The organism is Erwinia aphidicola (assembly GCF_014773485.1).
GTDB classification, from domain to species: domain Bacteria; phylum Pseudomonadota; class Gammaproteobacteria; order Enterobacterales; family Enterobacteriaceae; genus Erwinia; species Erwinia aphidicola.
Map to the genome: position 1 here is coordinate 1 of NZ_JACXBP010000017.1, position 23390 is coordinate 23390.

The window sequence follows — 23390 nt, forward strand, 5'->3', positions numbered from 1 at the left end:
AACGTCATAATGAATTTCATTATGTGTTCACTCGTGAGGCTTGATATTTTTTACGTCCGGAGACGTTGATATCAATCCTGCGAGTGCCCACACAGATTGTCTGATAAATTGTTAAAGAGCGTTGCGAGCAGTGCCGAAGCATCCTGTCGCGAGGTGGCGTATATTACGCTTTCCTCCTTCGGAGTCAACTTCTTTTTGAGAAGTTTTTCCGGCGGTTCAGAACTTCCTGAACCTCCTGAGCCGCTGGCCTGTAAGCCGTTGTGCCGTCTCAGTGGTTGCGCATTATAGGGAGATCCTGGCGAGTGACAAGGGCTAATTTGCGATAATTTGACTGTTTGCTGCAATCCCCAGCAAAAGCCTGCTTTATACCTGCTTATGCACAAACTTATCCACATTCGTCGCAACAGCGTAATTTTGACGAGCATCGCGCAATCGTTTTCGCTACAATGCCCCGCGCAAACGGAAGCCCCCTCAGGGGCGTTACCTGAGACTTATTTCTCTTCTATATATAGAAAGAGATCGCTAAGCCTCATATAACGCTCTTTATATGCGATCCAAAGCCCAAGGGATAAACCTCATGCAACAACGTCGTCCTCTACGCCGCGCGCTGCTCAGCGTGTCTGATAAAGCCGGTATCCTCGAATTCGCTCAGGCGCTTTCCCAACGTGGCGTCGAGCTGCTGTCCACTGGCGGTACTGCACGCCTGCTGGCAGAGGCTGGCCTGCCCGTCACTGAAGTGTCTGACTACACCGGTTTCCCGGAAATGATGGATGGACGCGTCAAAACGCTGCACCCGAAAGTGCATGGTGGCATCCTGGGGCGCCGCGACCAGGATGATGCCATCATGGCTGAGCACGGCATCTCCCCTATTGATATTGTTGTCGTTAACCTCTATCCGTTTGCCCAGACCGTGGCGCGGGAAGGCTGCTCGCTGGCAGACGCCGTTGAGAACATTGACATCGGCGGCCCGACCATGGTGCGCTCTGCGGCGAAGAACCACAAAGACGTGGCTATCGTGGTGAAGAGCAGTGACTACCAGGCCATCATTGCGGAGCTGGATGCCAACGACAACTCGCTGACGCTTGAAACCCGCTTCGACCTGGCGATTAAAGCCTTCGAACACACTGCCGCCTACGACAGCATGATTGCCAACTACTTCGGTAGCCTGGTGCCGGCTTACCACGGCGAAACTACCGCGCCATCCGGCCGCTTCCCACGTACCCTCAACCTGAACTTCATCAAGAAGCAGGATATGCGCTACGGCGAGAACAGCCATCAGGATGCTGCCTTCTATATAGAAGAGAATGTTTCTGAAGCTTCGGTGGCAACGGCACAACAGGTGCAGGGCAAAGCGCTCTCTTACAACAACATTGCCGATACTGATGCGGCGCTGGAGTGCGTGAAAGAGTTCGACCAGCCAGCCTGCGTGATCGTCAAGCACGCTAACCCGTGCGGTGTCGCCGTTGGCGCTTCCATTCTCGATGCTTACGAGCGCGCGTACAAAACCGACCCGACCTCTGCTTTCGGCGGCATCATTGCCTTTAACCGCGAGCTGGACGAAGCCACCGCGCAGGCCATCATCAGCCGCCAGTTCGTGGAAGTGATCATCGCGCCTGCGGCCACTGAAGCAGCGTTGAAAGTGACCGCTGCCAAACAGAACGTGCGCGTGCTGACCTGTGGTCAGTGGCAGCAGCGCCAGAGCGCGCTCGATTTCAAACGCGTTAACGGCGGCCTGCTGGTGCAGGATCGTGACCTCGGCATGGTGAATGAGAGCCAGCTACGCGTGGTCAGCAAACGTCAGCCGTCCGAGCAGGAGCTGCGTGATGCGCTGTTCTGCTGGAAAGTGGCGAAGTTCGTGAAGTCGAATGCCATCGTCTACGCACGCGACAATGTGACAATTGGTATTGGTGCCGGTCAGATGAGCCGCGTTTACTCCGCGAAAATCGCCGGAATTAAAGCCGCCGACGAAGGCCTGGAAGTGAAAGGTTCTGCGATGGCGTCAGACGCTTTCTTCCCGTTCCGCGACGGTATTGATGCCGCTGCGGCCGTGGGTATTACCTGTGTGATCCAGCCGGGTGGTTCGATCCGTGATGATGAAGTGATTGCCGCCGCGGATGAGCACGGCATTGCAATGATCTTCACCGACATGCGCCACTTCCGCCATTAATTACGGAGCCTCAGATGAAAATTTTAGTGATTGGTAATGGCGGCCGTGAACACGCGCTGGCCTGGAAAGCCGCTCAGTCCCCGCTGGCTGAGACCGTGTTTGTTGCGCCGGGCAATGCCGGTACTGCGCTGGAACCCGCGTTGCAGAACGTGGCTATCAGCCCAACCGATATTCAGGGCCTGCTGAGCTTTGCGCAGAAGGAGAAAATCGACCTGACCATCGTTGGCCCGGAAGCGCCGCTGGTGATTGGCGTCGTTGATGCTTTCCGCGCTGCGGGTCTCAAGATCTTTGGTCCCACTCAGGCCGCTGCGCAGCTGGAAGGCTCGAAGGCGTTCACCAAAGACTTCCTCGCACGCCACAAGATCCCGACGGCCGAATACCAGAACTTCACGGACGTTGAGCCTGCACTGGCTTACGTGCGCGAGAAAGGCGCGCCGATCGTCATTAAGGCCGACGGGCTGGCGGCAGGTAAAGGCGTGATCGTCGCGATGACGCTGCAGGAAGCGGAAGACGCCATTCAGGATATGCTGGCTGGTAACGCCTTTGGCGATGCAGGTCACCGCATCGTGGTGGAAGAGTTCCTCGATGGCGAAGAAGCCAGCTTTATCGTAATGGTTGATGGTGAGAACGTCTTACCGATGGCCACCAGCCAGGATCACAAACGCGTTGGCGATGGTGATACCGGCCCGAACACTGGCGGCATGGGAGCTTACTCCCCGGCTCCGGTGGTAACCGACGAGATCCACCAGAAGGTGATGGACGAAGTGATCTGGCCAACCGTGCGCGGCATGGCGGGCGAAGGCAACGTCTACACCGGATTCCTGTACGCCGGTCTGATGATCGACAAGAGCGGCCAGCCGAAGGTCATCGAGTTTAACTGCCGCTTTGGCGATCCAGAAACGCAGCCGATCATGCTGCGCCTGCAGTCGGATCTGGTCGATCTCTGCCTGGCTGCCGTTGACGGCAAGCTGAACGAGAAAGACTCCGTCTGGGATCCACGCCCTTCACTGGGTGTGGTACTGGCGGCTGGCGGGTATCCGGGCGATTACGTCAACGGTGAGCAGATCCACGGTCTGCCGCTGGAAGAAGTGGCGGATGGCAAGGTGTTCCACGCCGGGACAACGCTGCAGGACGACCTGGTGGTGACCAACGGTGGGCGCGTGCTGTGCGTGACCGCCCTGGGTGAAGATGTGGCCGCTGCACAGAAGCGTGCTTATCAGCTGGCACAGCCAATCTCCTGGAATGGCAGCTTCTACCGTAAAGATATCGGCTATCGCGCGATTAATCGTAAATAGTAACAACGGGCGATAAGCTGTCGCCTGCTGCCAGGTAGCCTGAGGGGCGGAGGGTTAATCCGCCCCTTTTTCATGCTTAAAAACTCTCATCCTTCGGCTCACTGCTGCAGAAGTCATCGCTGGCGACCTGCAACAGCTGCGTGCCGCCCGGTGCTTCCAGCCAGGCTACGCTCACCGCTCCGGGTTTGTCACGCTGCTGGCGGGCGATATAACCCAGCTCAGTACGGGTAAACTCAGGGCGAGCCTGCGCGCCCTGGCAGGTCTTAATCGAACCATCCGGCTGCCAGCTGCCCTGACGCAGCAGCACGCGCCCTGCCAGCAGGTCATCGCTGACTTTCAGCATCCGCTGGGCATCAAACTGATACAGCGCCACCGCATCAGCGGAGAGCGCCTCACGCCGCCCGGAGAGCTGGCGCTGCATAAAGCTCAGCCTGCCTTCAAGATCAAAGCGCAACATCACGTCATCAGGTGCTGCGCCAATGATGTGGCGCTCCACCGAGACAAGCTTGCCCTGCTGCCACAGGTAGTCGCTGGTTTCCACCGCCCCACCGCTGAAGGGCGTATACACCGTCATCAGATGGGCGACCTGCTGGTCGTGATTTTTACGCCAGATGCGCACTGCACCGCGATCGGCAAGATAGCCGCTGGCGGTAAAGTCGGGAAGATCGGAGTGCGAACTGCAGCCTGCTAACAGCAGCAGCATGGCGAAAGAGAGGGTGCGTTTGCAAAGGGATAGTTTCATGACGAAAAGAGTATCACAACCCTGGCGCCAGCAAAGAGGCTTCAGCAGGGGAAAACACAGTGAAGGCTGAAATGAGGATAAACAAAAGGGGCGAATCCGCCCCCCTGTTTAAACTCTTCACCGTTAGACGATTACTTAACAGCGTCTTTCAGTGCTTTACCAGATACAAATGCCGGTACGTTTGCAGCAGCAATTTTGATCTCTTTGCCAGTCTGCGGGTTGCGGCCAGTACGCTCAGCACGGTGGTTAACTTTAAAGGTACCAAAACCAACCAGTTGTACAGCATCACCTTCTTTCAGAGACTCAGTAATCGCAGCCAGGGTGGATTCCAGAGCAGCTTTAGCCTGGGTCTTAGACAGGTCCGCTTTGTCCGCAATTACATCAATCAGTTGAGTCTTGTTCATAAGTTATCCTTACAGTGTATTTATCGCTTGCTAAGCACCGAGTGCGAGGGAAAAACCAGATTCTGGCACTCTCCTGCATACACGCACCGATAGCCACATTTTTCAGCCCCCCAAATGTAGACCAGACTGGGGGCGAATGTGAAGCCCAAAGGCGCGACAAATCGGGCCTGAGGTCACGTTTTGTCGCCTTACTGCTGAAAATTTATACCGATATTACTGATTCCGGATTCGCGCAGGTCAGATCGCAGTCCTTTTATCAGTTCCAGGTCCCGCTCCTCACAGGCGGCGAGCAGGCGGAATATCTCCCACTGGATGTCCCATTCCTCTTCGACGGCGGGATTCTCTTTTAGCTCTTCTTCGGTCATTTCACGGCCGGCCTGGGTCATTTCCAGCATTGCGACGGTAGTGATGGAGGTCTCGCTGACCGCAACCGCGTGGGTGAAGGTTTCACCACTGAGGCGAGAATGCAGCAGTTCGCTCAGCGCCACGCAGGCATCGATTGCCGGGTAAACACCGTACAGATCGTAATCATCGGCAGAGGGGATCGCCTCTTCCAGTTTTTCCAGCTGGCTGTCGAAGTTAACCTTGGCGTCTTTCACCACCAGGGTTTCCCACAGCAGATCAAGAATACGACGATAGAGCTGGCCATCACCAAAGCCGGTTTGCTGACAAAACTCGCGGTAGTTGGGCGCCATACGTTCGCACAGGCAGGCCATAAAAGTAACGTGCTGCCAGCTTTCGAGTTTTTCCAGCCGCAGATGAATCGGGTTACGTAACATATCGGGATCTCAGAATTAATGCGCTTGCCGCAGTGTACCTGAAAAGCCACTGGGCAGCACGAATGCTAATCTGCGGAGAGTTTGCTGAATGCCGGGCGCCGGGAGGCGATAGCGTCCGCCCAGCGCGTGGGTTCCGGCAGGCGATAACCGCGCAGGCAGTTCTGCACCCACTGCAGCGCAGTGGCCTGACTGACGCGATGCCCGGGAGAGATAAACAGCGGATTACAGCGCAGCTTACTGCGCAGCACCCAGCCAAGCTGCTGCTCTTTATCAATCAGGGGTTCCACGCTGCCTGGCGCAGCACCGGGCGGTGTAAACTTCCCGCACAGGCGCTTTTTCGCCACGCCGATGGTGGGGACATCCACCAGCAGGCCAAAATGGCTGGCAACGCCGAGGCGGCGCGGATGGGCAATGCCGTGACCGTCCACCAGCAGCAGGTCAGGATGATGCTCCAGCAGCTGCCAGGCGGCCTGTAGTGCGGGCATTTCACGGAAGGAGAGGAAGCCGGGAATATAGGGCATGGTAGTGGCAATACGCGCCACCCGATGCTCAATGACCTGCATTGAGGGATATTCGAGGATCGTCAGCGCGGCACGCGTCACTTCACCGCCCTGTTCAAATCCGACATCTGCCCCGCCAATCAGGCGCGGCGGCATCACGTCAAAATCATCCCGGACAATCACCTCAGTGGCGCATTGCTGCTGCTGGTCACGTAATGCTGCGATATCCATAGTTCCTCCCCCTGGCTGATTTACCCGAGGTGGTAAGGGCGCGAAAGCTTATGCACCGCTTCAACAAACACACCTGCGTTTTCGGGTGGAACATCCTGATGAATGCCGTGGCCCAGATTGAAGACATGGCCGGTACCCTCGCCAAAGCCTTCAAGAATACCCGCCACTTCCTGTTCGATACGTGCTGGCGATGCGTAAAGCATGGAGGGGTCCATATTGCCCTGCAGCGCCACTTTATGGCCTACGCGGCGACGTGCATCGGCAATGTCGGTGGTCCAGTCAAGACCCAGCGCATCACATCCTGTCGCCGCCATGGCTTCCAGCCACTGTCCACCCCCTTTGGTAAACAGCGTTACCGGCACGCGTCGGCCTTCGTTCTCGTGCAGCAGACCATCGACGATTTTGTGCATGTAGTGAAGTGAGAACTCCAGATAATCGCGCCCGGTTAGCACGCCGCCCCAGGTGTCAAAAATCATCACCGACTGTGCACCGGCACGGATCTGCGCATTGAGATACTGGGTGACGCTGTCCGCCAGCTTATCCAGCATCAGATGCAGGGTTTCGGGTTCGGCGTACATCATCTTTTTCAGCTTGGTGAAAGCCTTACTACTGCCGCCTTCTACCATATAGGTCGCCAGCGTCCACGGGCTACCGGAGAAACCGATCAGCGGCACTTCGCCGTTGAGGTTTTTACGAATGGTGCGCACCGCGTTCATTACGTAACCCAGCTCCTGCTCAGGATCGGGAATGGGCAGCTTTTCTACGTCGGCACGGCAGGTAATCGGGTTAGAGAAGCGTGGACCTTCGCCCGCTTCGAAATACAGCCCCAGGCCCATCGCATCGGGGATCGTCAGGATATCGGAGAACAGGATCGCCGCATCCAGCGCGTAGCGGCGCAGGGGCTGCAGCGTGACTTCGCAGGCCAGTTCGGCATTTTTGCACAGCGACATAAAGTCACCGGCCACGGCACGCGTGGCTTTATATTCCGGCAAATAACGGCCGGCCTGGCGCATCATCCACACCGGGGTCACATCAACCGGCTGGCGCAGCAGGGCGCGCAGGTAACGATCGTTCTTCAATTCGCTCATCTTAAGGCTCTCTCTCCAGTCATGCCTGTAGTGTAACATTTACTGGAATTGACCGTGAGGCTGCGCAGTAAAATGCACCGCAAAGAGAGCCTCCCCCCTACTGTAGCCGTGCAATCTTGGTGCAGCCAAAGGGTTAAGGCAGGTTATCAGCTTACTTTGTGAGGGTTTACGCCTGGGAGCTCAGAGGATTATCTTCAACGGCAGCCAGCGCAGCAGGGGCTTTATGGCTGGCCTCAGTCGGCCTTTTCTCTCTCTTATTGGCTAGTGGCATCTCATCTTCAACCTGATGAGACATACCAATAAAGGCCCCCCCTTTTTCAATAGCCAGCTCGTTAGTGTAGATCTCCCCCTCTACCCGGCCACGGGACATAATAGTGACGCTTCCCGCGTGGCAGCTTCCCTTAAGTAAACCGTTAATGACGAGCTTTGCGGATTTCACCGTGCCGACAACGCTTCCCTCTTTACCAATCTGCGTGATTTTCTGGCTGGTAATGTTTCCTTCGACCGTACCATTAATCGTAATATTATTTTCATTGGTTATTTCCCCCCGCAATACCGAGCCGAGTGAAATAGTCGTTTCTTTAATCATCAGTTCGTCATGACGTTCACTAGTAGCGGCTTTGGCGGGTTCAGTATTCAGGGCAGGAGCATTTTTACCTACGCCTGCATCGCGGTCTTTTTTGGAGAAATTAAGCACGTGAGCAACCATCCTTTTTTTGTGCAAAGATAAGATAAATAAAAATAAAATACAGAGTCCTGCGGCGATAGCCAGGAGGTACATGATTCTTTTCTGAGACAGCGCAAAGGCGACGATCGCACATCCCCAGAAGATCCAAATCCCCCATAGCGGCCAATTTTTTTTCATGTCTGACCTGATAATACAGTCTGTTTTCCCACACATCATCCATATGCTCCCGGCACGTGTTAATCTTCAGCAGAATAATCGCCGCATCACAATTCACGTCCTTTCTGGAAAAAATAAACCAATAGAAATAAAAAAACTCCAATAACGTGAGGCTGTATTGTTTAACCGCTTTTAATTATGGATTTTTCTTATTTATTTGCAGGCTCATCCTTGAGCCCGATAATATTTGAATTTATTGCAGAAATAAAGCAACGGGGTGATCAGGATTCTGCTTCTGCCCGGCACAGGGCGACGGTATCTTCGATCAGGCGGCGTGCCACGGTTCCTGCCGGCGGCAGCTGCGGCAGCGCATCAAAGCGATACCAGCCCGCGTCGAGCAGCTCTTTCGGGTCGATGACTATCTCCCCGCTGTCGTAGTCGGCCATAAACGCCATCATTAGCGACTGCGGGAACGGCCAGGGCTGGGAGGAGACATAGCGCAGGTTTTTCACTTTGATCCCGCTCTCTTCCATCACTTCACGCGCCACGGTCTGCTCCAGGGTTTCCCCCACTTCGACAAATCCGGCCAGCACGGTATAGATGCCGTTACGATGGCGGGTATGTTGCGCCAGCAGGATCTCTTCGCCACGGCGGATTGCCACGATGATGCACGGCGCAATCTGCGGATAGTAGCGTTGGCGACAGTGGCTGCACAGGCAGGCCCACTCTGTTTTGCTGTGGTGCATTTCATGGCCGCAGTAGCCGCACCAGCGGTGCGAGCGGTAAAACTCCGCCAGCTGAATACCGCGCCCGACGAGTTGGAACAGGCCACTCTCCTGATCCAGCAGCTGACGTAACGATCCCATCTCCTGCGGTCGGGTGGCACGGATCAGCCATACCGGTTCACCCTGCCACTCACCAATTATCGATCCTGTCGATCCCACAAGGTCCCGTTCAACGGCCCCACCGTACGGTAATTCGCCTTTTGGTAACCAAATTTTGTGTTCCTGGCTGACAATCCACCAGCCAGCGTCTACGCTTAAAATTTCACGTTCCATAAATTTTTCATCATCCTCAGTTTTTAAACTGGATTGAGGTCAGACGTTAAAAATAACACTCACGGAGTTGAACATGCTTAACCAGTTAGAAAATCTCACCGCGCGCGTCGGCGGTTGCAGTGAACTGGTCGATTTTTGTCTGCACGCGCGTAAGCAGTTGCTGGTCGCGTATTACCAGATGGTTGGCATCAAGCCTAACAAGGAATCGATGACTACGCTTGATGAAAATGCGCTGGATACCTTTTGCCAGAACCTTGTGGATTACCTCTCCACCGGGCATTTCACCGTTTATGAACGTTTTATTCAAGAGATGGATGGGACCGAGCAGCTGGCAAAAGCCGCGCTGATCTACCCATCACTCCAGGCGAATACCGAACAGATCATGAAGGTTTATGACTCGTATCTGGAAACGGCTATCGACCATGATAACTGCCTGGAATTTCAGCAAGCCCTCTCTACCGTTGGTGAAGCCCTGGAGGCGCGATTTACGCTGGAGGATAAATTCATCAAACTGGCTTTAGAAAAAGGCTCTGATATTCAACCTGCTGCCAATCAATCTTCCCTTGCACGCCCTGCCTGAAACGTTATCAGAATGTGATCCTCTTGTAGTTTGCAAAAAGCCCCTTTATGCTTGAGGGGTTAGGGCGAGGCATGCCTCGCCCCTACGTATTGTCAATTCGAGATTGGTAATTCTGGCGTAGTAACCAGAAAACCAATCGATATCTTGTCGGAGTGCCCTAAGGGGCTGAGACCGTTAATTCGGGATCCGCGGAACCTGATCAGGTTAGTACCTGCGAAGGGAACAAGAGTAAATCTGTTATTACGCTACGGATGCGTATTTCCGTATCGTTCTTATTACTCCCGCCTCCAGGCAAGCAAACTTCCCGATGAAACAGGAACTTGCTATGTCTATTGCTACTAAAAAAACCCATCGTCGTGAACAACGCGCCGCCGCACAGCAGTTTATTGACTCGCTGCAGGGCACTGCTTTCCCTAACTCTGAACGTATCTATCTGACCGGCTCCCGTGCCGATATCCGCGTGCCGATGCGCGCGATCCAGCTCAGCCCGACAGTGTCAGGCGGCAGTAAGGATAACCCTGAACTCGAAGCCAACGAGCCGATTCCGGTCTACGACACCGCCGGGCCATACGGCGACCCGCAGGCAACGGTAGATGTGCGTGCCGGGCTCAGCAAGCTGCGCCTGAACTGGATTGCCGAGCGTGGCGATTCTCAGGAGGTCACAGAGCTTAGCTCCGCCTGGACCCAGCAGCGCCTGGCCGATGAGGGGCTGGATCACCTGCGGTTTGATCACCTTCCACGCCCGCGTCGGGCGCTAAAGGGGCGCTGCGTCACGCAGATGCACTATGCACGGCGGGGGATCATTACCCCGGAAATGGAGTTTATCGCCATCCGTGAAAACATGGGCCGCGAGCGCATTCGTAGCGAGGTGCTGCGCCAACAGCATCCGGGTCACAGCTTTGGCGCGCAGCTGCCGCAGGATATCAGCGCCGAATTTGTGCGCCAGGAGGTGGCCAGCGGTCGGGCAATCATCCCGGCGAATATTAACCATCCGGAATCGGAGCCGATGATTATCGGGCGCAATTTCCTGGTGAAAATTAACGCCAATATCGGCAACTCGGCGGTCAGCTCCTCTATCGAAGAGGAGGTAGAAAAACTGGTGTGGTCGGCGCGCTGGGGGGCAGATACGGTGATGGACCTCTCCACCGGGCGCTACATTCACGAGACCCGCGAATGGATCCTGCGTAATAGCCCGCTGCCGATTGGTACCGTCCCCATCTATCAGGCGCTGGAGAAAGTTAACGGCGTGGCGGAAGATCTCAACTGGGAAATTTTCCGCGATACCCTGCTGGAGCAGGCGGAACAGGGCGTCGACTACTTCACCATTCATGCTGGCGTGCTGCTGCGCTACGTTCCGATGACCGCCAAACGCCTGACCGGCATTGTGTCACGCGGCGGTTCGATTATGGCGAAGTGGTGCCTGTCACATCATCAGGAAAGTTTTCTGTATCAGCATTTTCGTGAAATCTGCGAGATCTGCGCGGCCTACGATGTATCGCTGTCGCTCGGGGATGGTCTGCGCCCCGGCTCAATTCAGGATGCCAACGATGAAGCACAGTTTGCAGAGCTGCGCACGCTCGGGGAACTGACCAAAATTGCCTGGGAGTATGACGTACAGGTGATGATCGAAGGGCCAGGCCATGTCCCGATGCAGATGATCCGCGTCAATATGACCGAACAGCTGGAGCACTGCCACGAAGCGCCGTTCTACACGCTCGGCCCGCTGACCACCGATATTGCCCCCGGTTATGACCACTTCACCTCCGGCATTGGTGCCGCGATGATCGGCTGGTTCGGCTGCGCGATGCTCTGCTACGTCACGCCAAAAGAGCACCTCGGCCTGCCAAACAAGGAAGATGTCAAACAGGGGTTAATCACCTACAAAATCGCCGCGCACGCCGCCGATCTCGCTAAGGGCCATCCCGGCGCGCAGATCCGCGATAACGCCATGTCCAAAGCGCGCTTTGAATTCCGCTGGGAAGACCAGTTTAACCTCGCGCTCGATCCGCATACCGCACGCAGCTACCACGATGAAACCCTGCCGCAGGAATCCGGTAAGGTCGCGCACTTCTGCTCAATGTGCGGGCCAAAATTCTGTTCGATGAAAATCACCCAAGAAGTACGCGAATACGCCGCACGCCAGCAGGCTGAAGCGCAGCCGATCGAAGTCGGTATGGCGCAGATGTCAGAACAGTTTCGCCACCGTGGCGCTGAGCTTTACCACCGCGCCGATGCCCTGAAATCAGAGGAAAAAATATGAGCCGTGAAGCCTTTCCCGCAACCGCCGCCCGCCTGGGCCTTTACCCGGTTGTCGATACCGTGGAATGGATTGCGCGCCTGCTGGAGGCGGGCGTCCGCACTATCCAGCTGCGCATTAAAGACCGTGCGGATGAAGCCGTAGAACAGCAGATTGCCGAAACGATCGCCCTCGGCAAGCGCTACCAGGCGCGGCTGTTTATTAACGATTACTGGCGGCTGGCGATCAAATATCAGGCGTATGGCGTGCACCTCGGGCAGGAAGATCTTGATGTCGCCGACCTGGATGCCATTCATGCTGCCGGGCTGCGGCTGGGCCTCTCCACCCACGATGATAGCGAGCTGGATCGGGCGCTGGCCGAGCGCCCTTCCTATATCGCGCTGGGCCACGTCTTCCCAACGCAGACCAAGGAGATGCCGTCCAATCCGCAGGGGCTGGAAGAGCTGACGCGCCATATTCAGCGGCTGCGCGGTATTTCCACGGTGGCGATCGGCGGGATCAGCCTGGCGCGTGCGCCTCAGGTGCTGGCGACCGGCGTCGGCAGTATTGCCGTCGTTAGCGCAATCACCCAGGCCGCCGACTGGCGTGACGCCACGCGCCGGCTGCTCGACCTCGCGGAGCCTGAGGGCGCGCCTCATGCTTAGCGACCAGGATTTTTTGCGCTATAGCCGCCAGCTGCTGCTGGAAGAGTTTGGGCTGGATGCCCAGGAGAAGCTCCAGGCAGCCAGCGTGCTGATTGTCGGTCTCGGCGGGCTGGGTGCTCCCGCCGCACTCTATCTGGCGGCAGCAGGCGTCGGCAAGCTGCTACTGGCCGATGATGACCAGCTGCACATAAGTAACCTGCAGCGCCAGATCCTCTACCGCAGCAGCGAAACCGGGCAGCCAAAGGCGGAGCTGGCGAAAAATCACCTGCTGGCGCTGAATCCGCAGATAGAGGCGATTGCCCTCAGCCAGCGGCTGGATGCCGATTCGCTGGCGGGGCTGATGAGCAGCGTTGATCTAGTGCTCGACTGCAGCGACAACATGCCAACCCGCCATGCGGTGAATGCCGCCTGTATTGCCAGCAATACGGCGCTGATCAGCGGCAGCGCGGTTGGCTTTGGCGGTCAGCTGCTGGTTCTGACGCCGCCGTTTGCCCACGGTTGCTACCGCTGCCTGTGGCCGGATGACAGCGAACCGCAGCGCAACTGCCGCACCGCTGGGGTGCTTGGCCCGGTGGTTGGCACCGTCGGCACGCTGCAGGCGCTGGAAGCCCTGAAGATGCTGGCCGGGGAAGCCTCACCGCTCGACGGCAAGCTGCGCCTGTTTGATGGCCGCCAGCAGACCTGGCGCACTCTCTCACTGACGCGCAGCTCTGGCTGCCCGGTATGCGGGGTCGCAGCATGAAGGTGATTGTCAATGATGAAAGCCTGACGCTGGGTGGCGATGAAACGCTGAACGACCTGCTGCAACAGCTGCAGCGCCACCAGCCCGGCACCGCGCTGGCGCTGAATCAGGCTATCGTGCCACGCGAGCGCTGGCCGCTCGTCCGCTTACAGGAGGGCGATGAACTGGTTATTTTTCAGGCCATCGCCGGAGGTTAATATGTTACAGATCGCAGATAAAACGTTCTCATCACGCCTGTTCACCGGCACCGGAAAGTTTGCCAGCCCGGCGCTGATGCTGGAAGCGATCCGCGCTTCCGGCTCGCAGCTGGTGACGATGGCAATGAAGCGGATAGACCTGCGCGGCGGCGATGACGGCATTCTGCTGCCGCTGCAGCAGCTCGGCGTGCAGCTTTTACCGAACACCTCCGGGGCAAAAACCGCTGAAGAGGCCATTTTTGCCGCCCGCCTGGCGCGTGAGGCGCTGGGCACACACTGGCTGAAGCTCGAGATCCACCCCGACGTGCGCTACCTGCTGCCGGACCCCATTGAAACGCTAAAGGCCGCGGAACAGCTGGTTAAAGAGGGTTTTGTGGTGCTGCCCTACTGCGGTGCCGACCCGGTACTCTGCAAGCGGCTCGAAGAGGTGGGCTGTGCGGCAGTGATGCCCCTCGGCGCGCCGATTGGCAGCAACATGGGGCTGAAAAGCCGTGATTTCCTGGCCATCATCATTGAACAGGCCAGTGTGCCAGTGGTGATTGACGCCGGAATTGGCGCGCCGAGCCACGCCAGCGAAGCGCTGGAAATGGGGGCGGATGCCGTGCTGGTGAATACCGCCATTGCGGTGGCACAAGATCCGGTGCAGATGGCGCGCGCCTTTAAGCTGGCGGTAGAAGCCGGTGATCTGGCGCGGCGCAGTGGCCTGGGCGGCACCGCGGCGCAGGCGGTGGCCAGCAGCCCGCTGACCGCGTTTCTCTCAGCCGGAGCAGGCGCATGAAAAGTTTTATATCGCATTGGAAAACCCTCGACTGGGACGATATCCGCATGCGCATCAACGGCAAAAAAGCCGCCGATGTCGAACGCGCTCTGAACGCGGCCAAAATGAACCGCGAAGACCTGATGGCGCTGCTCTCCCCCGCTGCTGCCGCCTATATTGAGCCGATGGCGCAGAAGGCCCAGCGCCTGACGCGCCAGCGTTTTGGCAACACCGTCAGCTTCTATGTTCCGCTCTATCTCTCTAATCTGTGCGCCAATGACTGCACCTACTGCGGCTTCTCGATGAGCAACCGCATCAAGCGCAAGACGCTGAACGGGGAAGAGATCGCCCGCGAGTGCGAGGCGATCCGCGCCATGGGCTTCGATCACCTGCTGCTGGTCACCGGCGAGCATCAGACCAAAGTCGGCATGGACTATTTCCGCCAGCACTTTCCCGCCATTCGTCAGCGCTTCAGTTCACTGATGATGGAGGTGCAACCGATGGACGAGCCTGACTATGTCGAGCTGAAAACGCTGGGCCTCGACGGGGTACTGGTATATCAGGAGACCTACCACCCGGCGGTTTATAGTCAGCATCATCTTAAGGGTAACAAACAGGACTTTTTCTACCGGCTGGAGACTCAGGATCGTTTAGGCAGGGCGGGGATCGACAAGATCGGCCTCGGCGCGCTGATTGGGCTGTCGGACAGCTGGCGCACCGACTGCTTTATGCTGGCGGAGCATCTGCTGTGGCTACAGCAGCACTACTGGCAGACGCGCTACTCTATCTCCTTCCCGCGGCTGCGCCCGTGCGCGGGTGGCATTGAACCGGCGTCGATTATGGATGAAGCGCAGCTGGTGCAGGTGATTTGCGCGTTCCGCCTGTTCGCACCGGAGGTGGAGCTTTCGCTGTCGACGCGGGAATCCCCGCAGTTTCGCGACAGCGTGGTGCCGCTGGCGATCAACAGCGTCAGCGCCTTTTCAAAAACGCAACCGGGCGGCTACGCCGATAACCGACCGGAGCTGGAGCAGTTCGCCCCGCACGATGCGCGCACTGCGCAGCAGGTGGCCGAAGCGCTGGTGCGTGCCGGGCTACAGCCGGTCTGGAAAGACTGGGATGGATATTTGGGGCGCGCCACGCAATAAAATGTCGCCCGCTGCAACCGCGTTGAAAAGCCGTGAAGACGTTACGCAACCTTGAAATCACGGCCTTTTAACCCGAGCGATGGTCGCTATAGTGGCGGCGTGGGCAGCCTTCACGCCGCCCGCCAGGGTCAGCTGTGTTCCTTCTCGCTGACCCTGCCCTCTTCCTTCACCTCCATCGCCGGCAGGCAGCTTAGCATCGCCCGCTCAACCGCTGCGCCGAGTATCTCCAGCGCTTTTTCAATCTGTTCACTGAAAGCCTGGGCATAGCTGAGGCGCAGGCAGTTTCGATATTTACCGGAGGCCGAGAAGAGTGAACCAATCGCGACCTGAACGCCGGAAGCGCGCAGATCCTGATTGAGTTGCCAGGCATCAAAGGGTTCCGGCAGCTCTACCCAGATAAGAAAACCGCCCTGCGGGCGCGTCACGCAGATCCCGCAGGGAAAATGGTGCCGCACCCGGCGGGTAAACGTCTCCAGGTTACGTTGATAAAAACTGCGCATCCGCCGCAGATGCGGCTGGTAATGGCCCTGACGAATAAACGCCGCCACTGCCATCTGCGTCTGGGTGGCGGTCGAGCCGGTGCTGATATATTTCATATGCAGTACGCGGTCGAAATAGCGCCCCGGTACGACCCAGCCGACCCGCAGTCCGGGTGCCAGCGTTTTTGAAAAGGAGCTGCACAGCAGCACGCGGCCATCTGTATCCAGCGACTTGATGGTCATTGGCCGGGGATAGTCAAACGCCAGTTCGCCATACACATCATCTTCGATGATCGCGATATCGAAGCGCTGCGCCAGCGACAGCAGCGCCTGTTTACGCGCGGTTGGCATGACAAAACCCAGCGGATTATTGCAGTTGGGTACTACCACTACCGCTTTGATCGGCCACTGCTCGAAGGCCAGTTCCAGCGCTTCAAGGCTGATACCGCTGACGGAATCGGTGGGGATCTCAATGGCGCGGATCCCGAAACCGCGCAGAGTTTGCATGGTGCCGTGAAACGCCGGAGATTCAACGGCAACAATATCGCCAGCCTGACAGATGGCACGGATTGAAACCGACAGTGCTTCATGACAGCCGGTGGTGATAATCACGTCATCGGCCACCAGCTGACAGCCACTGTCAATCATCAGGCGGGCGATCTGTTCACGCAGCTCGGCCACGCCATACAGATTGTCATAGTTCAGCAGCCGCGGATCCTGCTGCTGCCCAAGGCGGCTGATGATTTTCCACAGGGGCTTCAGCGTTGGTGGGTCGATATTTGGCGTGCCGCTGCCTAACTGTAGAACGTCATTATCCAGCCGCGCATTAAGCAGCTCCATCACGGTATCCCACTGGGTAATCTCTACCGGGCGCTGTACCGGACGGGTAATGGGTGGCAACGGCGGTGCTGCCTTACGCGGCGTGACGAAGTAGCCGGAACGCGGCTGCGGGGTAATCAGCTGCTTTTCTTCCAGCAGGTAGTAAGCCTGCTGCACGGTGCTGATACTGACGCCGTGTTCGGCACTTAGCGCCCGCACCGACGGCAGCCTCTCCCCCGACTGATACAACCCCTGCTCAATACGCTGGGCCAGCAGTTCTGCCAGATGTTGATAACGCGTCATCGTATCCTACCTCGCCCATTACTTTGCCAGAAACCAGTACAGATGACGGCGAAAATCACCATTCAGAGCCAATTTCGCCCATTCTGTATGTCAATTAAATGTGTTTTTTGCATCTGTATCCTGAATCACATTACAGACAAAATAGCAGTCAGACAACGGGATTGATGAGGAGGCAATAATGGAGTTTGAAGCAAACAGAGCAGCGAAGCCTTTTAGCTGGGCACTGATTAAAGCGATCTTTATTGTGCCTTATCGACGCTGGCAGGCACGCCGACTGCGCGCCTGCACCCGACAGATTTTATCAAGGCTGAGCGCTGCGCAGCTGAAAGATATCGGGCTGACCTGCGAGGATGTCCGACGCTTATAGTGATGTGGCTTGGGTGAACGTTCGCACCCCGGGCAACGGAGCAGTCCTGGCTCCGTTGCCCTTTTTTTATTTAATTGCCGCGATAAGTCGAGTAGCCATACTGACTGAGCAGCAGCGGGATATGATAGTGCTCACCGCTTTTCTCCACGTGGAAGATCACCGGGATCTCCGGGAAGAAGGTGGGCTGACTGTGCTGTTTATAGTAGTCACCGGTTTTGAATACCACTTTGTAATCACCCTCTGCCATGCTTTTTCCTTCCGGGTAAAGCGCAGCAATACGGCCATTCTTATCGGTTACGCCAGACGCCAGTTTGACCCACCCCTGCTGCTGCTGCTGCTCCAGCTCAACCGTGACGCCAGCCGTCGGCACGCCGGTCTGCAAATTCAGTACGTGCACGCTCAGCGGATTCTTTACGCCTTCACCTGCGGCTAATGCCGGTAATGAACAGGCGGCGAGGCTTGCCAGCAAAACAGCTTTCATGACTTTCATAGGATTTCCTTATAGTGAGATTCCCGCTGAAGATAGCAGCCACGCCAGCAGCTCACCAATTCGCGGCTAAATATGTGAAATTTCCTACAAACTGCCGGGCACTTATTTCGCCGCGGCGCTGCTCCAGACCGACGGCCAGTCACCCGGCTCTCCGCCGTTACAGCTGGGCTGGCTATTATAGTGGGTCAGATGGAAGGTTTTGCCGTCATATTTCCAGCCGCCACTTTCACCACAGTCAGCGATACCACGACCACGACCGGAGAAGAACAGCTCACCGGTTTTAGGGTCATAATCTGCTTCAGTAAACATACTCTCTATCTGCGCTTGACCCTGCTCATCTTTGAGCGGTAACGGCAGGGTCAGCTGTTTTGCATCCTGCGGGTTAGCGCGCGCGCTGATAAACAGCAGGCTGGAAGATTGATAGGCGCCCAGGCCGCAGTTGACCAAAACCAGCGCCTGACGATCGTTAAGCGGCTGCGCATGACTGCGTGCGCGCGTCTCTTGATCCTGATCGCAGTACTGGTCTGCCAACAGCTTGCGGTTCGCGGCGATAGCACCATCAATCAGCGCGGCCTCATTGGTTAGCGGCATCACTGCTGGCGGCGAAAAATTCAATGCCGGGCCATCGGGGCGCGCCGGCACTAAATCCGGCTCATTGTTGCCGACCTTCAGTAAGGCGGTCTGATTATTGAGCCGGCCCTGGCGGTCGTCCACCAGCAGCAACGCGGCGTTTAATCCGCTCAGTGAAGCCGCACCCTGCTCAGAATCAGCGGTTACCGAGACTTCCAGCGCGTTTTTGCTGGCCTGCACCCACTGCTGAATGTCACTCAGTTTGTCGGTACCGCCGCCGCCAAAATCGCCGTTTTCACCCGCCGCCGTAATGGGAATATCGGAGTGCCAGGGCTTGCCGTCCAGCCAGATCCCTTCGGGTTTTTGCTCGCCAAAAGCCTGGAAAGCCAGAGAGGCTTTACCGTTGACGCCCGCCTCGCGCGTGATAATGATGCGCAGGCCCTCGTCCATATTGCGTACGTCGCAGTCGTTAAGATTGTTGCAGGTCACCTGCCAGTTTTTAAACACCTTTTGTACCGGCGCATTCACCCACTCTTGTGCCTGAATCCCCGCGCTAAATACCAGCAGCGCCAGCGCCATGAAACCCCTTTTGCTTTGCATCATTTCTCCCTGTCACTTTTCCTTAGGCCAAAAAAAACCCCGCCGGAGCGGGGTTTTACTATGCCATAAGCGATTGACGATTACTCGTCGTTACCGCCCAGGTTGCCTGCGTTAAGCAGTTCAGCCAGGCTGGCCGACGCTTCGTCAGCAGTGACGACTGGCACGATGGGTGCCTCGCCCGCTGCTTTACGACGCATACGGTCCTGGTGATAAGCGTAACCGGTACCGGCTGGGATCAGACGGCCAACGATAACGTTCTCTTTCAGGCCGCGCAGTTCGTCGCGTTTGCCCGCAACGGCTGCTTCGGTCAGTACGCGCGTGGTTTCCTGGAACGATGCCGCAGAGATGAACGACTCGGTAGCCAGGGAAGCCTTGGTGATACCCAGCAGGTCTCGTGCAAATGTTGCAGAAATTTTGCCGTTAGCTTCCAGATCGCGGTTAGCGATCTTAACGCGTGAGAACTCAACCTGCTCACCGTCGAGGAAGTCAGTACCTCCAGCGCTGGCGATGGTAGCTTTACGCAGCATCTGACGCACGATGACTTCGATGTGCTTATCGTTAATCTTAACGCCCTGCAGACGGTAAACTTCCTGCACTTCGTTAGTGATGTAACGGGTCACCGCATGCACGCCGCGCAGACGCAGGATGTCATGTGGAGACTCTGGGCCATCGGAAACAACATCACCGCGCTCTACGCGTTCACCTTCGAACACGTTCAGCTGACGCCATTTCGGAATCATCTCTTCGTAGTGATCGCTACCGTCGATTGGTGTGATCACCAGACGACGCTTGCCTTTGGTCTCTTTACCGAAGGAGATGATGCCGCTGATCTCAGCCAGGATTGCCGGCTCTTTCGGACGACGGGCTTCGAACAGGTCAGCAACGCGTGGCAGACCACCGGTGATGTCCTTGGTACCGCCAGATTCCTGCGGTACACGCGCCAGGGTGTCACCAGAACTGATCTTGATGCCATCTTCCAGCTGCACAATCGCTTTACCCGGCAGGAAGTACTGAGCAGGCATATCGGAGCCTGGGATCATTACGTCGTTACCGTTAGCATCAACGATTTTCAGGGCTGGACGCAGATCTTTACCACCCGCAGTACGTTCCGCACTGTCGAGGATAACCAGAGAGGAGAGACCGGTCAGGTCATCCGTCTGGCGGGTAATGGTCTGGCCATCAATCATGTCAGTGAAGCGAATGAAACCGCTCACTTCGGTGATTACCGGCATGGTGTGCGGATCCCAGTTTGCTACGGTTTCGCCCGCTGCAACCTGCTCGCCGTCGCCTTTCGCCATGGTAGAACCGTAAGGAACTTTATAGCTCTCTTTGGTACGACCAAATTCGTCGATCATCTTCAGCTCGGTGTTACGCGAGGTAACAACCAGCTTGCCGGCGGAGTTGGTAACCGACTTGGCGTTGATCAGCTTCAGCGTACCTTTGTTCTTCACCTGAATGCTGGATTCAGCAGCCGCACGAGATGCCGCACCACCGATGTGGAACGTACGCATCGTCAGCTGTGTACCCGGCTCACCGATGGACTGTGCCGCGATAACGCCGATGGCCTCACCTTTGTTGATGATGTGACCACGTGCCAGGTCGCGACCGTAGCAGTGTGCACATACGCCGAAGTCAGTTTCGCAACTTACTACGGAGCGGACTTTCAGGCTGTCAACAGAGTGCTCTTCCAACAGGTCACACTGCTGTTCGTGCAGCAGCGTGTTGCGTGGCAGCAGGATGTCAGCAGTACCCGGCTTGAGAACGTCTTCTGCAGTCACACGACCCAGTACACGCTCACGCAGCGGCTCTTTCACGTCGCCACCTTCGATGACCGGGGTCATCATGATGCCTTCGTGCGTACCACAGTCATCTTCAGTCACCACCAGGTCCTGCGCGACGTCAACCAGACGACGAGTCAGATAACCGGAGTTAGCTGTTTTCAGTGCGGTATCCGCCAGACCCTTACGAGCACCGTGTGTAGAGATGAAGTACTGGAGTACGTTCAGACCCTCACGGAAGTTCGCGGTGATTGGCGTTTCGATGATGGAGCCATCTGGCTTAGCCATCAGACCACGCATACCGGCCAGCTGACGAATCTGCGCTGCAGAACCACGCGCACCGGAGTCGGCCATCATAAAGATGCTGTTGAAGGAAACCTGACGCTCTTCTTCACCGTCGCGGTTGATCACGAGTTCGGTAGAGAGGTTTTCCATCATCGCTTTAGCAACGCGTTCGTTGGCCGCAGCCCAGATATCGATCACTTTGTTGTAGCGCTCGCCAGCGGTAACCAGACCAGACTGGAACTGCTGCTGGATCTCTGCCACTTCGGCTTCCGCTTCGGTGATGATTTCCACTTTCTTCTCTGGGATCACCATGTCGTCGATACCAACAGACGCACCCGAGCGTGCCGCATAGGCAAAACCGGTGTACATAGTCTGGTCAGCAAAGATAACGGTCGGCTTCAGGCCCAGGATGCGGTAACAGGTGTTCAGCATCTTGGAGATAGCTTTCTTACCCAGCGCCTGGTTGACGATGGAGTAAGGCAGACCTTTAGGTACGATCATCCACAGGATGGCGCGGCCAATGGTGGTGTCGATGATGCTGGTTTTGGCAACCCATGCACCCTGCTCGTTTTTCTCGTGCTCGGTGATACGCACCTTAACGCGAGCGTGCAGAGACGCGTGGCCGGCGCGGTAAACACGCTCAGCTTCTTTCGGGCCAGTCAGCACCATGCCTTCGCCTTTGGCGTTAACACAGTCGCGGGTCATGTAGTACAGACCCAGTACAACGTCCTGAGAAGGAACGATGATTGGCTCGCCGTTCGCAGGTGACAGGATGTTGTTGGTAGACATCATCAGCGCACGCGCTTCCAGCTGAGCTTCCAGCGTCAGCGGAACGTGTACCGCCATCTGGTCACCATCGAAGTCGGCGTTGTATGCCGCACAGACCAGCGGGTGCAGCTGGATAGCTTTACCTTCGATCAGTACTGGCTCAAACGCCTGGATGCCCAGACGGTGCAGAGTGGGTGCACGGTTCAGCAGGACCGGGTGTTCGCGGATCACTTCATCCAGGATATCCCAGACGACAGACTCTTCACGCTCAACCATTTTCTTAGCAGCTTTGATGGTGGTAGCAAGACCACGCAGCTCCAGCTTGCCGTAGATGAACGGTTTGAACAGCTCCAGTGCCATTTTCTTCGGCAGACCACACTGATGCAGACGCAGGTATGGACCTACGGTGATAACCGAACGACCAGAGTAGTCGACACGTTTACCCAGCAAGTTCTGACGGAAACGACCCTGCTTACCTTTGATCATATCGGCCAAAGATTTCAAAGGACGCTTGTTAGAACCGGTGATCGCACGACCGCGACGGCCGTTATCCAGCAGCGCATCGACCGCTTCCTGCAGCATACGTTTTTCGTTACGTACGATGATATCTGGCGCAGCCAGATCCAGCAGGCGTTTCAGACGGTTGTTACGGTTGATTACGCGACGATACAGATCGTTCAGATCTGAAGTTGCGAAACGACCGCCGTCCAGCGGCACCAGCGGACGCAGGTCCGGTGGCAGTACAGGCAGCACGGTCAGGATCATCCACTCTGGCTTGTTACCAGACTGAACGAACGCTTCCAGCAGCTTGATACGCTTGGTCAGTTTTTTACGCTTGGTTTCGGAGTTAGTTTCGTTCAGCTCTTCACGCAGCTGCTCGCACTCTTGCTCCAGGTCCATGTTTTTCAACAGAGCCTGGATCGCTTCCGCACCCATTTTAGCGTCGAATTCGTCACCAAACTCTTCCAGCGCGTCGAGATACTGCTCTTCAGTCAGGATCTGGCGCTTTTCAAGGTTGGTCATGCCGCCTTCGATAACCACGTATGATTCGAAGTACAGAACACGTTCGATATCACGCAGTGGCATATCCAGCAGCAAACCGATGCGCGAAGGCAGCGATTTCAGGAACCAGATGTGCGCAGTAGGTGAAGCCAGCTCGATGTGGCCCATGCGCTCACGGCGAACCTTGGTCTGTGTAACTTCAACGCCACACTTCTCACAGATTACACCACGGTGTTTCAAGCGCTTGTACTTACCGCACAGGCACTCATAGTCTTTTACTGGCCCGAAAATACGCGCACAGAAAAGACCGTCACGTTCAGGCTTGAACGTACGGTAGTTAATGGTTTCCGGCTTTTTAACTTCACCAAAAGACCATGAACGGATCATATCTGGCGATGCCAGAGCGATCTTGATCGCATCAAACTCTTCGGTCTTAGTTTGCGCTTTCAGAAACTTAAGTAAGTCTTTCACGGATTAGCTCCCGTCGGAGTGAGACTTC

The 23390-nt window shown here is 56.6% G+C and carries 21 protein-coding genes and 1 riboswitch; of the genes, 10 read left to right on the forward strand and 11 right to left on the reverse strand.

Annotation, left to right across the window (positions count from 1 at the left end):
* The first annotated feature begins 577 nt into the window (after nt 1–577).
* Nucleotides 578–2167 (forward strand): bifunctional phosphoribosylaminoimidazolecarboxamide formyltransferase/IMP cyclohydrolase, encoded by a 1590-nt coding sequence (gene purH, locus ID864_RS23150; protein ID WP_191150433.1) that lies wholly within the window; start codon nt 578–580, stop codon nt 2165–2167.
* A 14-nt stretch (nt 2168–2181) separates the two neighbouring features.
* Nucleotides 2182–3462, forward strand: a complete 1281-nt coding sequence (gene purD / locus ID864_RS23155; RefSeq protein WP_099755108.1) for a phosphoribosylamine--glycine ligase — start codon at nt 2182–2184, stop codon at nt 3460–3462.
* A 76-nt stretch (nt 3463–3538) separates the two neighbouring features.
* On the opposite strand, the gene ID864_RS23160 is transcribed toward purD, so the two are convergent.
* The 7 genes from ID864_RS23160 to nudC form a co-directional block, all read right to left on the reverse strand.
* The gene (locus ID864_RS23160) at nt 3539–4204 is read right to left on the reverse strand and encodes a DUF1481 domain-containing protein (RefSeq protein WP_099755109.1); all 666 of its coding nucleotides are present in this window, start codon (nt 4202–4204) and stop codon (nt 3539–3541) included.
* Between the two features lie 131 nt (nt 4205–4335).
* The gene (gene hupA / locus ID864_RS23165) at nt 4336–4608 is read right to left on the reverse strand and encodes a nucleoid-associated protein HU-alpha (protein ID WP_002438605.1); all 273 of its coding nucleotides are present in this window, start codon (nt 4606–4608) and stop codon (nt 4336–4338) included.
* A 188-nt stretch (nt 4609–4796) separates the two neighbouring features.
* Nucleotides 4797–5387, reverse strand: coding sequence for a YjaG family protein (locus tag ID864_RS23170; protein WP_048914328.1), 591 nt, complete (start codon nt 5385–5387; stop codon nt 4797–4799).
* 65 nt (nt 5388–5452) lie between these two features.
* The gene (nfi, locus tag ID864_RS23175) at nt 5453–6118 is read right to left on the reverse strand and encodes a deoxyribonuclease V (protein ID WP_191150434.1); all 666 of its coding nucleotides are present in this window, start codon (nt 6116–6118) and stop codon (nt 5453–5455) included.
* A gap of 20 nt (nt 6119–6138) precedes the next feature.
* Complete coding sequence (gene hemE, locus ID864_RS23180; RefSeq protein ID WP_048914326.1) at nt 6139–7206, reverse strand: uroporphyrinogen decarboxylase; 1068 nt, start codon at nt 7204–7206, stop codon at nt 6139–6141.
* A 166-nt stretch (nt 7207–7372) separates the two neighbouring features.
* Complete coding sequence (locus ID864_RS23185; protein WP_191150435.1) at nt 7373–8071, reverse strand: bactofilin family protein; 699 nt, start codon at nt 8069–8071, stop codon at nt 7373–7375.
* A gap of 260 nt (nt 8072–8331) precedes the next feature.
* Nucleotides 8332–9108 (reverse strand): NAD(+) diphosphatase, encoded by a 777-nt coding sequence (nudC, locus tag ID864_RS23190; protein ID WP_048914324.1) that lies wholly within the window; start codon nt 9106–9108, stop codon nt 8332–8334.
* Between the two features lie 73 nt (nt 9109–9181).
* Between nudC and ID864_RS23195 the strand changes: the two genes are divergently transcribed.
* The 7 genes from ID864_RS23195 to thiH all read left to right on the forward strand — a co-directional run bounded on the left by ID864_RS23195 (nt 9182) and on the right by thiH (nt 15430).
* Nucleotides 9182–9688, forward strand: a complete 507-nt coding sequence (locus ID864_RS23195; protein WP_048914323.1) for an Rsd/AlgQ family anti-sigma factor — start codon at nt 9182–9184, stop codon at nt 9686–9688.
* A 138-nt stretch (nt 9689–9826) separates the two neighbouring features.
* A riboswitch (TPP riboswitch) is annotated at nt 9827–9927 on the forward strand.
* Between the two features lie 86 nt (nt 9928–10013).
* A complete protein-coding gene (thiC, locus tag ID864_RS23200) occupies nt 10014–11948 on the forward strand; it encodes a phosphomethylpyrimidine synthase ThiC (RefSeq protein WP_048914322.1) in 1935 nt (644 codons plus the stop codon).
* Nucleotides 11945–12589 (forward strand): thiamine phosphate synthase, encoded by a 645-nt coding sequence (gene thiE, locus ID864_RS23205; protein WP_191150436.1) that lies wholly within the window; start codon nt 11945–11947, stop codon nt 12587–12589. Before thiC ends, thiE begins: the two co-directional genes overlap by 4 nt.
* Nucleotides 12582–13331 (forward strand): HesA/MoeB/ThiF family protein, encoded by a 750-nt coding sequence (locus tag ID864_RS23210; RefSeq protein WP_062818050.1) that lies wholly within the window; start codon nt 12582–12584, stop codon nt 13329–13331. Before thiE ends, ID864_RS23210 begins: the two co-directional genes overlap by 8 nt.
* Nucleotides 13328–13528, forward strand: a complete 201-nt coding sequence (thiS, locus tag ID864_RS23215; RefSeq protein WP_048914319.1) for a sulfur carrier protein ThiS — start codon at nt 13328–13330, stop codon at nt 13526–13528. Before ID864_RS23210 ends, thiS begins: the two co-directional genes overlap by 4 nt.
* A gap of 1 nt (nt 13529) precedes the next feature.
* The gene (locus ID864_RS23220) at nt 13530–14306 is read left to right on the forward strand and encodes a thiazole synthase (RefSeq protein ID WP_191150437.1); all 777 of its coding nucleotides are present in this window, start codon (nt 13530–13532) and stop codon (nt 14304–14306) included.
* On the forward strand, nt 14303–15430 hold the full coding sequence (gene thiH / locus ID864_RS23225) for a 2-iminoacetate synthase ThiH (RefSeq protein WP_191150438.1): 1128 nt from the start codon (nt 14303–14305) through the stop codon (nt 15428–15430). Before ID864_RS23220 ends, thiH begins: the two co-directional genes overlap by 4 nt.
* Nucleotides 15431–15558: 128 nt before the next feature.
* On the opposite strand, the gene ID864_RS23230 is transcribed toward thiH, so the two are convergent.
* On the reverse strand, nt 15559–17031 hold the full coding sequence (locus ID864_RS23230) for an aminotransferase-like domain-containing protein (protein WP_048914316.1): 1473 nt from the start codon (nt 17029–17031) through the stop codon (nt 15559–15561).
* Between the two features lie 178 nt (nt 17032–17209).
* Here ID864_RS23230 and ID864_RS23235 point away from each other — a divergent pair, with 178 nt between their 5' ends.
* Nucleotides 17210–17398: a DUF1127 domain-containing protein gene (locus ID864_RS23235; RefSeq protein WP_048914315.1), complete on the forward strand. Its 189-nt coding sequence runs from the start codon at nt 17210–17212 to the stop codon at nt 17396–17398.
* Nucleotides 17399–17468: 70 nt separating this feature from the next.
* On the opposite strand, the gene uraH is transcribed toward ID864_RS23235, so the two are convergent.
* The 3 genes from uraH to rpoC all read right to left on the reverse strand — a co-directional run bounded on the left by uraH (nt 17469) and on the right by rpoC (nt 23362).
* On the reverse strand, nt 17469–17888 hold the full coding sequence (gene uraH / locus ID864_RS23240) for a hydroxyisourate hydrolase (protein ID WP_048914314.1): 420 nt from the start codon (nt 17886–17888) through the stop codon (nt 17469–17471).
* Between the two features lie 102 nt (nt 17889–17990).
* Nucleotides 17991–19058, reverse strand: coding sequence for a DUF1176 domain-containing protein (locus ID864_RS23245; RefSeq protein ID WP_187497055.1), 1068 nt, complete (start codon nt 19056–19058; stop codon nt 17991–17993).
* Between the two features lie 80 nt (nt 19059–19138).
* Nucleotides 19139–23362, reverse strand: coding sequence for a DNA-directed RNA polymerase subunit beta' (gene rpoC, locus ID864_RS23250; RefSeq protein WP_099754951.1), 4224 nt, complete (start codon nt 23360–23362; stop codon nt 19139–19141).
* Nucleotides 23363–23390: the final 28 nt, after the last annotated feature.

Bases quoted from the DNA above. Each gene is read 5' to 3' on its own strand.
- thiS (WP_048914319.1), top strand. From the start codon at position 13,328: ATGAAGGTGATTGTCAATGATGAAAGCCTGACGCTGGGTGGCGATGAA.
- uraH (WP_048914314.1), bottom strand. From the start codon at position 17,888: ATGAAAGTCATGAAAGCTGTTTTGCTGGCAAGCCTCGCCGCCTGTTCA.
- hemE (WP_048914326.1), bottom strand. From the start codon at position 7,206: ATGAGCGAATTGAAGAACGATCGTTACCTGCGCGCCCTGCTGCGCCAG.
- purH (WP_191150433.1), top strand. From the start codon at position 578: ATGCAACAACGTCGTCCTCTACGCCGCGCGCTGCTCAGCGTGTCTGAT.
- ID864_RS23195 (WP_048914323.1), top strand. From the start codon at position 9,182: ATGCTTAACCAGTTAGAAAATCTCACCGCGCGCGTCGGCGGTTGCAGT.
- ID864_RS23210 (WP_062818050.1), top strand. From the start codon at position 12,582: ATGCTTAGCGACCAGGATTTTTTGCGCTATAGCCGCCAGCTGCTGCTG.
- nfi (WP_191150434.1), bottom strand. From the start codon at position 6,118: ATGGATATCGCAGCATTACGTGACCAGCAGCAGCAATGCGCCACTGAG.
- ID864_RS23170 (WP_048914328.1), bottom strand. From the start codon at position 5,387: ATGTTACGTAACCCGATTCATCTGCGGCTGGAAAAACTCGAAAGCTGG.
- ID864_RS23185 (WP_191150435.1), bottom strand. From the start codon at position 8,071: ATGAAAAAAAATTGGCCGCTATGGGGGATTTGGATCTTCTGGGGATGT.
- ID864_RS23245 (WP_187497055.1), bottom strand. From the start codon at position 19,058: ATGCAAAGCAAAAGGGGTTTCATGGCGCTGGCGCTGCTGGTATTTAGC.
- purD (WP_099755108.1), top strand. From the start codon at position 2,182: ATGAAAATTTTAGTGATTGGTAATGGCGGCCGTGAACACGCGCTGGCC.
- thiE (WP_191150436.1), top strand. From the start codon at position 11,945: ATGAGCCGTGAAGCCTTTCCCGCAACCGCCGCCCGCCTGGGCCTTTAC.
- hupA (WP_002438605.1), bottom strand. From the start codon at position 4,608: ATGAACAAGACTCAACTGATTGATGTAATTGCGGACAAAGCGGACCTG.
- ID864_RS23235 (WP_048914315.1), top strand. From the start codon at position 17,210: ATGGAGTTTGAAGCAAACAGAGCAGCGAAGCCTTTTAGCTGGGCACTG.
- ID864_RS23230 (WP_048914316.1), bottom strand. From the start codon at position 17,031: ATGACGCGTTATCAACATCTGGCAGAACTGCTGGCCCAGCGTATTGAG.
- nudC (WP_048914324.1), bottom strand. From the start codon at position 9,108: ATGGAACGTGAAATTTTAAGCGTAGACGCTGGCTGGTGGATTGTCAGC.
- ID864_RS23220 (WP_191150437.1), top strand. From the start codon at position 13,530: ATGTTACAGATCGCAGATAAAACGTTCTCATCACGCCTGTTCACCGGC.
- ID864_RS23160 (WP_099755109.1), bottom strand. From the start codon at position 4,204: ATGAAACTATCCCTTTGCAAACGCACCCTCTCTTTCGCCATGCTGCTG.
- thiC (WP_048914322.1), top strand. From the start codon at position 10,014: ATGTCTATTGCTACTAAAAAAACCCATCGTCGTGAACAACGCGCCGCC.
- thiH (WP_191150438.1), top strand. From the start codon at position 14,303: ATGAAAAGTTTTATATCGCATTGGAAAACCCTCGACTGGGACGATATC.